We start from the raw sequence: 12896 nt of genomic DNA on the forward strand, positions 1-12896 counted from the left end.
GCCCCCGACACCGAGGCCGGTGCCGATGCCCCCGAGCCCGGCGGCTCCGAGGCGCAGGAGGAGGGCGCGGTCGCGCAGGCCGACGCCCCGGCCGAGCCGGACGGCTCGACGGACGGCGCCGGCGCGCCGGACAGCCCGGACGAGCCCGAGCCGGAGGACCAGCCCGAACCCGAGCCGGATCCGGAGGACGAGCCCGAGAGCGAGGACGAGCCCGCGCAGGAGGAGGGCCCGGACTCGCAGACGCCGCCCGCTCCCCCGACGACCGCCTGAGCCCTGCGCCCGCGGCGGACCGCGCGCGGGCGCCTCCCCACCGTGCGAAGGAGACCCATGTCCGCGATCGAGGAATCCGCCCGGATCGTGCCCACGAGCACGTACCGCCTGCAGCTGCACGCGGGGTTCACCGCGGACGATGCCGCGGCGCAGGTCCCCTACCTCGCCGAGCTCGGCGTGGGGCACCTGTTCGCCTCCCCCGTGCTGCAGGCCTCGCCCGGCTCGACCCACGGCTACGACGTCGTCGACCACAGCCGGATCAGCACCGAGATCGGCGGCGAGGCGGCGCTGCGGCGGCTGTCCGAGGCGGCGCACGCCCACGGCATGGGCCTGATCGTCGACGTGGTGCCCAACCACATGGCGATCCCCACCCCCATCTGGCACAACCGGGCGCTGTGGGACGTGCTCGAGAAGGGGCCCGCCTCCGAGTATTCCTCGTGGTTCGACGTGGACGCCTCCGCGGCGGGCTCGATCCTGGTGCCCGTGCTCGGGCGTCCCATCGGCGCCGTCCTCGCCGACGGCGAGATCACCACGGGCACCGCCGAGATCCCGCAGTCCGACGGCACCCTGCGCACCCAGCACGTGGTGCGCTACTTCGACCACGTGCTGCCGATCGCACAGGGCACCGAGTCCCTCGGCATCGCCGACCTGCTCGAGCGCCAGTGGTACCGCCTCGCGCACTGGAAGGTCGCCGATGACGAGCTGAACTACCGGCGCTTCTTCGACGTCGACACCCTCGCCGCGGTCCGGGTGGAGGACCCCGCGGTCTTCGAGGCCACCCACGCCGTGCTGCTGCGCCTGCAGGCCGAGGGCGTCATCGACGGCTTCCGCATCGACCACCCGGACGGGCTCGCGGATCCCCGCGGGTACCTGCGCGACCTCGATGCCGCCTCCGGCGGCGCCTGGACCGTGGTGGAGAAGATCCTCGAGGGCGACGAGCACCTCCCCGGCGACTTCCCCTGTGCGGGCACCACCGGGTACGACGCGCTGTGGCGGGTGGGCGGACTGTTCCACGACCCGCAGGGGGCGCTCGGCCTGACCCACGTGTGGCAGCGCTTCACCGGCGACCTGCGGCCGTTCGAGGAGATCGCCCGGGAGTCGACCGAGCAGATCGTCTCCACCAGCCTGTGGGCGGAGATCGAGCGTCTCACCTCCCTGGTGCACCGCATCTGCCAGGAGGACATCCGCCTGCGGGACACCACGCGCCGCATGATCCAGAGGGTGCTGGTCGAGCTGCTGGGGGCGATGGACCGCTACCGGGCGTACATCGTGCCCGGGGAGCCGGCCCCCGGGGCGCAGCGCGAGGTCATCGAGCACGCCGCGGACCGCGCCCGCGAGCAGCTCGGCGAGGACGAGGACGTGCTGGCCGCGCTCGACATCGTCGTGGCCCTGGTGTGCGGGGACGAGGTGGGCAGCGCCGGCAGGACGGCGAGCGCCGACCGCGCCGAGCTGATCGTCCGCTTCGCCCAGACCTGCGGCCCCGTGCACGCCAAGGCGCTCGAGGACACGGCCTTCTACCGCTACCCCCGGTTCCTGCCGGTCACCGAGGTCGGTGCGGACCCGGAGCGGATCGGGGTGGAGGTCGACGACCTCCACGAGCACTGCCGCACGATGGTGCGCACCTTCCCGGACACGATGACCACCCTGTCCACCCATGACACCAAGCGCAGCGAGGACGTCCGGGCCCGGCTGGCGGTGCTGACCGAGGCCTCCGAGGAGTGGGCCCTGGTGGTCCTCGCCCTCCACCGGGCCACCGCCGCGGACCGCGGCGACCACGTCGATCCGGCGATCGAGCTGCTGCTGTGGCAGACCCTCGCCGCGACCTGTCCCCTGCCCGGCTCGGGCGCGGAGGAGATGACGGCGCCGCGGCTGGAGGAGCACCTGACCAAGGCGATGCGGGAGGCGAAGGTCCGCACCTCCTGGACGGAGCCCGATGCCGAGTACGAGCAGGAGGTCCTCGCCCTGGGCCGCGCGGCCCTGGAGTCCGAGGAGGTGGCAGGGATCCTGGCGGACTGGACCCGCCGGACCGCCGCCGCGCAGCGCGCCGCGATCCTGGGCCAGAAGCTGGTGCAGCTGACCATGCCGGGCGTGCCGGACGTCTACCAGGGCAGCGAGGGCGTCACGCTGACGCTGGTGGATCCCGATAACCGCCGCCCGGTGGACCATGCCGCGCATGCGCGGACGCTCGCGCACCTGTCCTCGGGAGCCCATCCCGACGGGGTCGGGCAGGAGAAGCTGTGGCTGACCCATCGGGCGCTGCGGCTGCGCCGCGAGCGGCCGGACCTGTTCCGGGGCCGCTCGGCCGCCTATCGCCCGGTGCCCACCACCACCGGGCAGGCGATCGCCTTCGGGCGCGCCGTCGACGAGCGCGAGGTCGAGGTCGTCACCGTCGCGACCCGCCTGCCGCAGGGCCTGGCGCGCCGCGGCGGCTGGGGAGAGGCCAGCATCGTGCTGCCCGAGGGGCCGTGGCGCGAGGACCTCACCGGGCGGGTCCTGGACGGCGGCGAGGTCCCCCTCGCCCGCCTCCTCGACAGCCTCCCCGTCGCCCTGCTGGTGCGCGAGGGGCCCGGGAGCACGGCGACGGCGCCCGGCGGCGGAGCATCGGCCGCCGCGCAGGATCCCGAGGGACCGGCATGAGCCGGGGCACCGGCGCGGGCCGTCCGCAGAGCGCGGCGCCGGCGCCGCGGAGGTACGACCGCTGCGCGGTGTGGGCTCCGGCGGCGAGCGCCGTCGACGTGCGCCTGGACGGGCAGGTCCACGCGCTCGAGCCGGGGGACGACGGCTGGTGGGCGCTGCCCGGCGTGACCCTGCGCCCCGGCTCGCGCTGCTCCTTCCGCCTGCACGGGACGGCGCAGGACGACCCGGCGGAGGAGACGTGGCTGCCCGATCCCCGCTCCCTGCTGCAGGAGCGCGGCGTGCACGAGGAGAGCACCGTGGTGGACCCGGCCCTGCTGGAGCGCGAGGAGGGCTGGGGCGGCATCGACCTGCGCGGGGCGGTGATCTACGAGATGCACGTCGGCACCTTCACCGCCGGCCCCGAGGGGCGCGGCGGGACGTTCGACTCCGCGATCGAGCGGCTGGACGAGCTCGTGGACCTCGGGGTGCAGGCGCTGGAGATCATGCCGGTCGCGAGCTTCCCGGGCCGCCGCGGATGGGGCTACGACGGGGTCGGGCTGTACGCGGTCCACGAGGCGTACGGCGGGCCCGCGGCCATGGCGCGGTTCGTCGCCGCGGCGCACCGCCGCGGCCTCGGCGTGATCCTGGACGTGGTGCACAATCACCTCGGTCCGGCCGGCAACTACCTCTCCCGCTTCGGCCCGTACTTCACCGATGCCCATCACACCCCGTGGGGCTGGGCCGTGAACCTCGACGGCCCCGGCAGCGATCAGGTCCGCGCCTTCCTGCTGGGCAGCGTGCGGCAGTGGCTGGTGGACATGCAGCTGGACGGCCTGCGGCTGGATGCCGTGCACGAGCTGCACGACGACTCCCCCCGGCACCTGCTCGCGGAGCTCTCCGAGGCGGTCGCGGCGCTGTCGGAGGAGACGGGCCGCCCGCTGGCGCTGATCGCCGAGTCCGATCGCAACGACCCGCGCACCGTCACCCCGGCCGCCGCCGGCGGGCTCGGCATGGACATGCAGTGGGCCGATGACATCCACCACGGGGTGCATGCCTGGGCCACCGGCGAGCGCCAGGGCTACTACGCCGACTTCGGGTCCGGCGAGGTCCTGCGCCGGGTGCTGACGCGGGCCTTCGAGCACGCCGGGACGTACTCGAGCTTCCGCGAGCAGGTGTGGGGCGCTCCCGTGGACCCGGCCTCGCCCCACTACGACGCGCACTCCTTCGTGGCGTTCCTGCAGGATCACGACCAGGTGGGGAACCGCGCGGCCGGCGACCGGATCCACGCCTCCCTCTCCCCCGCCGAGCATGCCGCGGCGATCGCCCCGATCCTGCTGGGGCCGTTCACGCCGATGCTGTTCCAGGGAGAGGAGTGGGCCGCCTCGACCCCGTTCGCCTACTTCACCGACCACGAGCCCGAGCTGGGGCGCCTGGTCACGCAGGGGCGCACCGAGGAGTTCGGCCGGATGGGGTGGGCCGAGGACGTCCCGGATCCGCAGGCCCTCTCGACGTTCACCGGGTCGATCCTGCGCTGGGACGAGGCGGGCACCGGGGAGCATGCCCGGATCCGCGACTGGTACCGCACGCTGATCGCCCTGCGCCGCTCCGAGCCGATCCTGCAGGTCGCGGACCTGCGCCGTAGCCGCTGCGAGGTGCTGGGCGAGGACACCGTGCTGCTGCGTCGCGGCGGCGGGCGCCGGCCGGTCTCCGAGGAGGGCGCCCGAGCGGGCGCGGGCGCCGCGTCGGAGGCGGCGATGATCGAGGTGCTCGTGCATCGCGGCGCGGGACGGGCCGAGCTGCCCGCCTCCTCCGCCGCGCGGGCGCGCCTGCTCGCCTCCTCCGCGGCGGTCCTGTCCGGTCGCGCGGCCGATGACGCTCCCCTGCATCTGGAGGGGCCCGGCGCGCTCGTCGTGCGTCTGACCCCGCCCGCCCGCGGCTGAGACGCCCGGCCGGTGGCCGCTCCCGGCGGCCGCCGGTCCCTCGGCCCGCGGAGCCGTCCCGCGCGGCCGGCCCGCCCGGCGACGTGCCTGATGGCGCCGTAGACTGGCGGTCGTGCTCCGCAGCGGCGGCAGCATGCCCGATCCCGGAGGAGTCCCCATGAGAGCGCTGTTCATCCACGGTCCCGCCGATCTGCGCGAGCAGGAGATCGAGGTGCCGGAGCCTGCCCCGGGGCAGGTGCGGGTGCGGCTGGCGTACACCGGGATCTGCGGCAGCGATCTGCACTACTTCTTCCACGGCCGCAACGGCGTCTACGAGATCCGGGAGCCGATGATCCCGGGGCACGAGGTCTCCGGGACCGTCGACCTGGATCCCTCGGGGGCGCTCGCCCCCGGCACCCCGGTGACCGTGCACCCGGCGACCTTCGGGCCGGAGACGCCGGAGCTCGAGGGGCTGGGCCGCCACCTGCGGCCGGGCGGCTCCTATCTGGGCTCGGCCTCCACGGATCCGCACACCCACGGCGGCATGGTGGAGATGATGCTGGTGCGCACCGACCAGATCCGGGTGCTGCCGCACGAGCTCCCGCTGCGCACCGCCGCGCTCGCCGAGCCGCTGGCGGTGGCCCTGCATGCGGCCGCGATCGCCGGGGACCTCTCCGGCGCGTCGGTGCTGGTCTCCGGGGCGGGCCCGATCGGTCTGCTGACCCTCGCCGCGGCCCGGGACGCCGGGGCCGCATCGATCACCGTCAGCGATGTGCTGCCCGGTCCGCTGGAGCGGGCGCGCGCCCTGGGGGCCGATGCGACCATCGCGGTCTCCCAGGAGGAGGTGCCCTCCGACGCCTTCGACGTCGTCTTCGAGTGCGCCGCGGCGCCGGCGTCGATCTCCACCGCCATCGCCGCGGTGCGCCGTGCCGGCATCGTGGTGCAGGTGGGGATCCTGCCCGACGAGCGGATCGCGGTGAACCTCGGGCCGATGGTGAACAAGGAGGTCCAGTACCGCGGGACCTTCCGCTTCGACGACGAGATCACCGCCGCGGTGGACCTGCTGCGGCGCACTCCCGCGCTCGCCGAGGTCGTCACCCACGTCGTCGACGCCTCCGAGGCGGCCCGCGCCTTCGACCTGGCCCGCGACTCCGCGGTCAGCGGCAAGGTGCTGGTCGCGCTGTGGCCGGAGGACGCCCCGGCCTGAGCCGGGCCGTGCCGGCGGCGGTGCGGGGCGCGGGCGTGCCGCTCCCCGCGCCGTGATGCTCCGGGCGGCGGGTCACTCCGGACGCGGAGCGGCGGCGAGCAGCTCGGCGCCGTCGCGGGCCAGGGAGCCGATCCGCGAGAGCGAGCGGAAGTACTTCTTGCGGTACCCGCTGCGCAGCAGCTCGTCGGCGTACAGGTGCTCCAGGTCGATCCCGGAGGCCAGCACCGGGATCTCCCGGTCGTAGAGCCGGTCGATCAGCACCACCAGGCGCAGGGCGTCGTGGTGGTGGGACAGGGTGCGCACCCCGGTGAGGTGGACGGCGGAGATGTCGTCGATCATGGCGCCGTAGCGGGACGGATGGACCTGGGTGAGGTGGCCCAGCAGGTCCTCGAAGGCGTCCAGGGTCGCCCCCGGCTCCGCCGCCGCATGCGCGAGCACGTCCTCCTCGCGCACGGCCGGCACCTCGAGGCTGCCGCCGCGGCGGCGGTAGTCCTCGCCGTCGATCCGCAGCACCTCGAAGCGCTCGGACATGGACTGGATCTCCCGCAGGAAGTCCTGGGCGGCGAACCGCCCCTCCCCCAGCGCCTCGGGAAGCGTGTTGGAGGTCGCCACGATCGACACCCCCCGGTCGGACAGCTCCCGGATCAGGCGGGTCATGAGCAGGGTGTCGCCCGGGTCGTCGAGCTCGAACTCGTCGATCGCCAGCAGGGTCGAGTCGGCGAGCACGTCGACGGCCCGGGTGAAGCCGAGCGCCCCGACCAGATGGGTGTACTCCACGAACGTCCCGTAGACCCGGTGCCCCGGGGCGATGTGGAACAGGGACGTCAGCAGGTGCGTCTTGCCGACGCCGAAGCCGCCGTCGAGGTACAGGCCGCGCGCCGCGGCGGGCCGGCTGCGCCGCAGCCGGGACAGGAGGCCGCCGCCGGAGGAGCTGCGCCCCAGCCCCTGCGCGAACCGGCCGATCCGCTCCTTGGCCTGCTCCTGGGACGGGAACCGCGGATCGGGCACGTAGGTCTCCAGCCGCGCGTCCGCGAAGCGGGGCGGGGGGACGAGGTCGGCCAGCAGGCGCTCCAGCGTCGGGACAGGGCTTCGGGAGCAGAGCGCATCGGTCACGCGGGCCAGTCTAGGCGCGCCGCGGAGCCCGCCGGTGCGGGATGATCGGTCACGACACCCCGCAGGACGGCGACCGGAGGCCCCGACCATGCATCTGCTGCACGACCGAGGACGGCCGCTGCCCGCGCCGGTGCCGGTGCCCCGCGACGCCGCCGGGGCCCGCCGTCTCGCCGCGGTGTACGCCCCGCCGCCGGACCGGGTCCATGTGCGCGCCATGATGAACACCACCGTGGACGGCGCGGTCTCCGGCGCCGACGGCATCAGCGGCTCGCTGCGCAACCCCGACGACTCCTTCGCCTTCGGGGTGCTGCGCGCCCTGGCCGACGTGATCCTGGTGGGGGCGCGCACGGTGCGGGAGGAGGACTACCGGCGCCCCCAGGGACGCGCGGACCTCCTGGAGCCCTCGCGGCGCCCGGGCGGCGGGCCGCGGCCGGCGCTGGCGATCCTCACCCGCACCGGGCTGCTGCCGCGGACCATCGAGCCGGACTGGCCCACCTATCTGCTGGTGCCGCGGGCCTCGCGGGAGGCGGTGGTCGCTGCGGGGATCGTCCCGGCCGACCAGGTGCTCGCGGCCGACGCCCCGGCCGATGCCGTCGCCCGGCTCGCGGAGATGGGCCATCGGGCGATCCAGGCCGAGGGCGGCCCGGGAGCCCTGGGGCAGCTGGTCGCCGCAGGCGTCGTGGACGAGCTGTGCTTCTCCCTCACCCATCGGACCGTCGGCGGGTCCTCCTCCCGGGTCCTGGACGGCCCGGCGCACGAGCAGGACTGGCACCTGGCCTCGCTGATCGTCGGAGAGCGCGCGACCCTGACCCGCTACACCCGGGCCTGAACGGCGCGGGAGGACGAGGACGCCCCGGCACGGCGAGCACCGATCGGCACGGCGGGACGCCCCGGCGCGAGGGGGACGCGGAACCTCACAGCCGCAGGCCGATGGAGCCCTCCTGCGCCGGGGAATCCGGGCGCCGCACCGGCAGGTCCATCGCCTCCACGTCGACGGGCAGGTCCAGGACCTCGACCAGGTGCCGGGCGACCGTGCGCTCCCAGCGCTGCGGGTCCCGGTTCCACTCGCGGGTATGGGACGCCCCCGGGAACGGGACGAACCGCACGAGGTCCCCGCGCAGATCCGCGAGGCGCCGCGAGGGGCCCGGCGGCACGGTCGTGTCGTCCATGGCGTGCAGCAGCAGCGTCCGATGCCGCAGGGTGCGGGCGTAGAACTCGGGCCGCATCTCGTGCAGGGCCAGCGGCTCGTGCAGCCGGACCATCCGCGCCCCCAGGCGGGACGTCATCATCCACAGCGCCAGGCGGCGCATGGCCGGCGGCGCCTTGAGCGCGGTCGCGTGGTAGACGAGGATGTCGCGCCAGTCCACCGCCGGGGAGTCCAGCACCAGCGCAGCGATCTCGTCCCGGTGCGCGGAGAGCACCGAGGTGCGCAGCACGATGCCCCCGCCCATCGACCAGCCCATCAGCACCACGCGCCGGGCGCCGTGGGCCAGGGCGTGCTCGACGGCCGCCTCGGCGTCCTCCCATTCCGCGGCGCCCAGGTGCATCATCCGATCCGCGGAGACGGGGGCGCCGGTGTCGTTGCGGTAGGTGATGGTGAGGGTGGTGATGCCCAGGGCGTGCAGCAGCGGCAGGGCCCGCAGCGCCTCCCCGCGGGTCGCGCCATGACCGTGCACGAGGATCGCCCACGTGTCCGACTCCGCGCCCTGGTCGTCATGGGCACGCACCAGCCAGGCCGGCATCGGACCGACCGGGGAGTCGACCTCGACCTCCTCCGTCTCCAGGCCGTGGGCCGTCGCCGGGGTGCCCGCCCAGAAGAACCCGTTCGTCGTCGCCCGGCCGACCTCCAGCGCGGCGGCCGTGTCCCGGCCGATCACCGGACGGGACACGGTGGTCGGCGTGGGGCGGCCGGTCACCGGCCCCAGGCGCCAGTGCACGGCGCCGCCCTGCTGGCGCAGCGCCAGGTACCCGCCGCGGGCGGTCTCCGGCGTCTCGTCCAGGTGCACGCGGTCGGCGTGCACGGCACGGACCGGGACGTCGGGGCGATGGCGCATCGACTGGTTGGGCACCAGCGGCAGGCGGGCCATCACCCGGGCGCCGACGGCGAGCATCCCGGCGCTGATGACGAACGCCACACCCGCCCCGGCCGTTCCGACGGCCGTCGCGCGAGCCCATCGTCCCTGTTCGGAGCGGGGGCGGAGCATGCGGTCGAAGGGCGTGGCTCGCATCATGCTCCGGAGTCTATCCAGCGGCGTAGGATCGCTCCCATGCACAGCTCGTTCATCGTCCTGGCCGGTGCACCGCTCGAGGCGGCGGACGCCATGAGCGCCCTGGAGTACCTGGGCCTCTCCCCGGACATGGATCCGGACGCCGGCGCCGCTCCCCCCGCGGTGCGCGTGGTCGTCCCCCGGGATCCCGCGCGCGACCTCGCAGGCACCTGCGGGGCCGATGCCGACGGCCCGCGCATCCTCCCCTCGGTCGAGAAGGCGTTCCGCGCCGCCGGCTGCGAGATCGTCGGCGCCGAGTGCACGGCCGCGCCGCTGGCCGCGGTCCGGGCCGCGCTCGCCGCCGGCTGTCGCAGCCAGGCGGTGATCCTGTTCAGCGACGGGGCCGGGGGCGCCGCGGCGGCCGATGAATGGGCCCATGAGCTGGAGGACGACCTCGACGCCGCCGTGCTGCACCTGCAGCCGCGCGCGGTGCTCGCCGCCGGGAGGCACGCATGAACGACACCCCCATCGGCCAGGGCCGCTACCCGGTGGCCATCAGCCAGGAGGAATGGCGCCGGCGCCTGTCCCCCGCCGAGTTCCACGTCCTGCGCGAGGGAGGCACCGAGCGCCCCTTCACCGGCGAGTACGAGGAGGTCCGCCCCGCCGGCACCTATGCCTGCCGCGCCTGCGGCGCCGAGCTCTTCACCGCCGGCGAGCAGTTCGACGCCCACTGCGGCTGGCCCGCCTTCTGGGCCCCCGCGGACTCCGACGCCGTGGAGCTGCTCGAGGACACCTCGCTGGGCATGCGCCGCGTCGAGGTGCGCTGCGCCCGCTGCGGCTCGCACCTGGGCCACGTCTTCGAGGGCGAGGGGTTCCCCACCCCGACCGACGAGCGCTACTGCATCAACTCCCTCTCGCTGAAGCTCGAGGACTGATCCCGCCCCGCGGCCGGGCCCGCCCCCGGGGCGCGTCCGCCGCCGGAGCGCGCCCTGCGACCGGGCCCGGGCGAGGGTGACGCAGGGCTCGCCCCCGCCGCACGGCGCGCCTGCCCCGCACCGCCCGTCCGTGCCGATAGCCTCGCCGCGTGTCCGTGCACCGTTTCCGCAGCAGCGATGAGTCCTTCCGCGCCTCGATCGCGGCCATGCAGGATGCGCGGCTGCGGCCCGAGCTGCAGTGGGAGGAGATCCCCGCCCCCTCCCGGATGGCGCCGCACGCCTGGGCCGCCACCGGCGAGATCGTCCTGCATGACGAGGAGCTCGCCGCCGGTCGCATCGTCGTCCTGCACGACCCCGTCGGCCAGGAGAGCTGGAAGGGCACCTATCGCATGGTGGTGCTCGTCCAGGCGCAGCTCGAGCCCGAGTTCGCCGTCGAGTCCATGCTCGGGGACGTCGCCTGGAGCTGGGTGACCGAGTCGCTCGAGCTGCACGATGCCGGGGCCCTCGAGCTGGGTTGCACCGCCACCCGTGTGGTCTCCCAGTCCTACGGGGCCCTGGCCGAGCGTCCCTCGACCGTCGACGTCGAGATGCGGGTGTCGTGGACCCCCTCCGGGGAGGACCTGGGCCCGCACTTCGCCGCCTGGGCCGCGATGCTGGCCGCCGCCGGAGGCCTCCCGCCGGCACCGCCCGAGGTCGCCGCCCTGCGCACCTCTCACCGTGCCACCGCGCCGCGGCAGGATGGAGCAGACCGACCGTGACCGTCCCCGACAGCGCCGAGGTCAGCGCGTCCCGCCGGCTGAGCGAGCCCCGTGACGGGCTGCCCGCCGTGATCGACCGCATCCAGCCCCTGCTGGAGTGGTGCGAGGCGGCTGCGGCCGCTCCCGAGGAGCCCGTGGCCGTGGACGTCGAGCGCGCCTCGAGCTACCGCTACAGCGCCCGGGCCTACCTGATCCAGCTGCGCACCCGCGCCGCCGGCACCGCGCTCATCGACCCCCTCCCCTTCACCGTGCCGGACACCCTGCGCCGCACCCTCCAGGGCCGGCAGTGGGTGCTGCATGCGGCCACCCAGGATCTGCCGAGCCTGGCCGAGCTGGACCTGCACCCGGACGAGCTGTTCGACACCGAGCTCGCGGCCCGCCTGCTGGGCATGGAGCGCGTGAGCCTCGGCGCCGTCGTCGAGGACACCCAGCAGCTGGTCCTGGCCAAGGAGCATTCCGCGGCGGACTGGTCCAAGCGGCCCCTGCCGGAGAGCTGGCTGACCTACGCGGCCCTGGACGTCGAGGTGCTCGTCGAGGTCCGCGACGTGCTCGCGGCACGTCTGGAGGAGCAGGGCAAGAGCCGCTGGGCCCGCGAGGAGTTCGAGCATCTGCGCACCCGCCCCGTCCCGGAGCGGCCCGCCGAGCCCTGGCGGTCGGTGCGCGGCATCGGCGCGCTGCGCAGCCCCAAGCAGATGGCCGCGGCCCGCGCCATGTGGGAGCGTCGCGACGAGATCGCGCGCCATGAGGACCTCTCGCCCCATCTGATCATCAAGGACCGGTCGATCGTGGCCGCGGCCAAGGCCGCGACGCTGGGCAAGGCGGCCTTCGACGCCGCCCTGCCGCCGCAGCTGCGGCGCAAGGACACCTGGTGGAAGGCGGCGCGCTCGGGGCTGGACCTGCCCGCGGGCCATCTGCCCCGGCGTGCGCAGGCCGTCTATCCGCCCCCGCACAAGCTGTGGCCCAAGAAGCACCCCGAGGTCTGGGAGCGCTACCTCCCCCTGCGGGAGGCGGTCGGCGAGCTCGCCGACGAGCTCCATCTGCCCACGGAGAACCTGATCACCCCGTCCCTGCTGCGGCAGTGGGTGTGGGAGCACGCCCATGCCGAGGACGAGGACGCGGTGCGCGATCAGCTGCGGGCGCTCGGTGCCCGCCCCTGGCAGGCCGAGCTCGTCGCCCCGGTCCTGGTGCGCACCCCGCTGATCGCGGAGGACTGAGCACCGCGGCCGTCGGCGACCCCGTCGCGGCGCCGCGCGGGCCCGCAGAGGGCTCGAGGGTCAGGCGCGGCGGGCTCGGGCGGCGAGGATCGCGGCGACGGCGGTGGCGTTGGTGATGCGCCCGGACAGGGCGGCGGTGGCAGCCTCGGCCAGCGGGACCCTCCGCAGGAGGATGCCCGCCTCCTCGTCGGTGCGCTCGTAGTCGTCCTCGGCCAGGGCGTGCAGCCCGGTGGCGAGGAAGACCTCGATGGTCTCGTCGCTGCAGCCCGGGCTGGGGCGCAGCGTCACCAGCGGCTCGTACGCGGAGGCGGCATGGCCGGTCTCCTCGGCGAGCTCGCGGGCGGCCGCGGCGACGGGGTCCTCGCCGGCCACGTCCAGCAGCCCGGCGGGGATCTCCCACAGCTCCGCCCCCGCGGGATGGCGGTACTGGCGGATCATGAGCACGTTCTCGTCCTCGTCCAGGGCGAGCACGGCGACCGCGCCGGAGTGGCGCAGGTACTCGCGGGTGAAGCGCACCTGGGCGGTGAAGTCGACGTCCTCGCGGACCACGTCGAAGATGGCCCCCTCGAAGACGGTGGTGCTCCGGGCGACGGGGCGTCGGCCCGGCGCGTCCTGCAGCGGGGCCGCGGGCTGCGCCGGTGCCGATGCCTCCGTCAT

General features: G+C 75.1%; 11 protein-coding genes. 8 read left to right on the plus strand and 3 right to left on the minus strand.

Translation table 11 applies throughout. From position 1 onward, the window contains the following. Positions 1-327 precede the first annotated feature (327 nt). The 3 genes from treY (at position 328) to BF93_RS02980 (ending at position 6012) form a co-directional block, all read left to right on the plus strand. Positions 328-2907 carry a malto-oligosyltrehalose synthase gene (treY, locus tag BF93_RS02970; protein ID WP_051486438.1) on the plus strand — a complete coding sequence of 860 codons (2580 nt, stop codon included), beginning with the start codon at positions 328-330 and terminating at the stop codon, positions 2905-2907. Further along, positions 2904-4826 carry a malto-oligosyltrehalose trehalohydrolase gene (gene treZ / locus BF93_RS02975; protein WP_051486439.1) on the plus strand — a complete coding sequence of 641 codons (1923 nt, stop codon included), beginning with the start codon at positions 2904-2906 and terminating at the stop codon, positions 4824-4826. Before treY ends, treZ begins: the two co-directional genes overlap by 4 nt. A gap of 157 nt (positions 4827-4983) precedes the next feature. Next, complete coding sequence (locus BF93_RS02980) at positions 4984-6012, plus strand: zinc-binding dehydrogenase (RefSeq protein ID WP_038370381.1); 1029 nt, start codon at positions 4984-4986, stop codon at positions 6010-6012. A 72-nt stretch (positions 6013-6084) separates the two neighbouring features. Here the strand turns inward: BF93_RS02980 and zapE are convergent, their stop codons facing one another. Then, positions 6085-7125 (minus strand): cell division protein ZapE, encoded by a 1041-nt coding sequence (gene zapE / locus BF93_RS02985; protein ID WP_038370382.1) that lies wholly within the window; start codon positions 7123-7125, stop codon positions 6085-6087. 88 nt (positions 7126-7213) lie between these two features. Between zapE and BF93_RS02990 the strand changes: the two genes are divergently transcribed. Further along, positions 7214-7954: a dihydrofolate reductase family protein gene (locus BF93_RS02990; RefSeq protein ID WP_038370383.1), complete on the plus strand. Its 741-nt coding sequence runs from the start codon at positions 7214-7216 to the stop codon at positions 7952-7954. Between the two features lie 85 nt (positions 7955-8039). Here the strand turns inward: BF93_RS02990 and BF93_RS02995 are convergent, their stop codons facing one another. After that, positions 8040-9356 carry an alpha/beta hydrolase family protein gene (locus BF93_RS02995; RefSeq protein WP_051486440.1) on the minus strand — a complete coding sequence of 439 codons (1317 nt, stop codon included), beginning with the start codon at positions 9354-9356 and terminating at the stop codon, positions 8040-8042. A 36-nt stretch (positions 9357-9392) separates the two neighbouring features. On the opposite strand from BF93_RS02995, the gene BF93_RS03000 reads away from it, so the two are divergent. From BF93_RS03000 to BF93_RS03015, 4 genes are all read left to right on the plus strand, one after another. Beyond that, complete coding sequence (locus BF93_RS03000) at positions 9393-9848, plus strand: hypothetical protein (protein ID WP_038370385.1); 456 nt, start codon at positions 9393-9395, stop codon at positions 9846-9848. Next, positions 9845-10267 carry a peptide-methionine (R)-S-oxide reductase MsrB gene (gene msrB, locus BF93_RS03005; RefSeq protein WP_038370386.1) on the plus strand — a complete coding sequence of 141 codons (423 nt, stop codon included), beginning with the start codon at positions 9845-9847 and terminating at the stop codon, positions 10265-10267. The genes BF93_RS03000 and msrB overlap by 4 nt, the downstream gene beginning before the upstream one ends. 149 nt (positions 10268-10416) lie before the next feature. After that, on the plus strand, positions 10417-11025 hold the full coding sequence (locus tag BF93_RS03010; protein WP_038370387.1) for a DUF3000 domain-containing protein: 609 nt from the start codon (positions 10417-10419) through the stop codon (positions 11023-11025). Then, the gene (locus BF93_RS03015) at positions 11022-12239 is read left to right on the plus strand and encodes a ribonuclease D (RefSeq protein WP_038370389.1); all 1218 of its coding nucleotides are present in this window, start codon (positions 11022-11024) and stop codon (positions 12237-12239) included. Before BF93_RS03010 ends, BF93_RS03015 begins: the two co-directional genes overlap by 4 nt. A 60-nt stretch (positions 12240-12299) precedes the next feature. Here BF93_RS03015 and BF93_RS03020 read toward each other — a convergent pair whose 3' ends face one another. Then, positions 12300-12896 (minus strand): NUDIX domain-containing protein, encoded by a 597-nt coding sequence (locus tag BF93_RS03020; RefSeq protein ID WP_038370390.1) that lies wholly within the window; start codon positions 12894-12896, stop codon positions 12300-12302.

Origin of the sequence: Brachybacterium phenoliresistens, from assembly GCF_000576425.1 — a bacterium.
Classification (GTDB): domain Bacteria; phylum Actinomycetota; class Actinomycetes; order Actinomycetales; family Dermabacteraceae; genus Brachybacterium; species Brachybacterium phenoliresistens.

Excerpts from the sequence above, each read along its gene's own strand:
- treY (WP_051486438.1), top strand. The coding sequence starts at position 328 with ATGTCCGCGATCGAGGAATCCGCCCGGATCGTGCCCACGAGCACGTAC.
- treZ (WP_051486439.1), top strand. The coding sequence starts at position 2,904 with ATGAGCCGGGGCACCGGCGCGGGCCGTCCGCAGAGCGCGGCGCCGGCG.
- BF93_RS02980 (WP_038370381.1), top strand. The coding sequence starts at position 4,984 with ATGAGAGCGCTGTTCATCCACGGTCCCGCCGATCTGCGCGAGCAGGAG.
- BF93_RS02990 (WP_038370383.1), top strand. The coding sequence starts at position 7,214 with ATGCATCTGCTGCACGACCGAGGACGGCCGCTGCCCGCGCCGGTGCCG.
- BF93_RS02995 (WP_051486440.1), bottom strand. The coding sequence starts at position 9,356 with ATGATGCGAGCCACGCCCTTCGACCGCATGCTCCGCCCCCGCTCCGAA.
- BF93_RS03000 (WP_038370385.1), top strand. The coding sequence starts at position 9,393 with ATGCACAGCTCGTTCATCGTCCTGGCCGGTGCACCGCTCGAGGCGGCG.
- msrB (WP_038370386.1), top strand. The coding sequence starts at position 9,845 with ATGAACGACACCCCCATCGGCCAGGGCCGCTACCCGGTGGCCATCAGC.
- BF93_RS03020 (WP_038370390.1), bottom strand. The coding sequence starts at position 12,896 with ATGACGGAGGCATCGGCACCGGCGCAGCCCGCGGCCCCGCTGCAGGAC.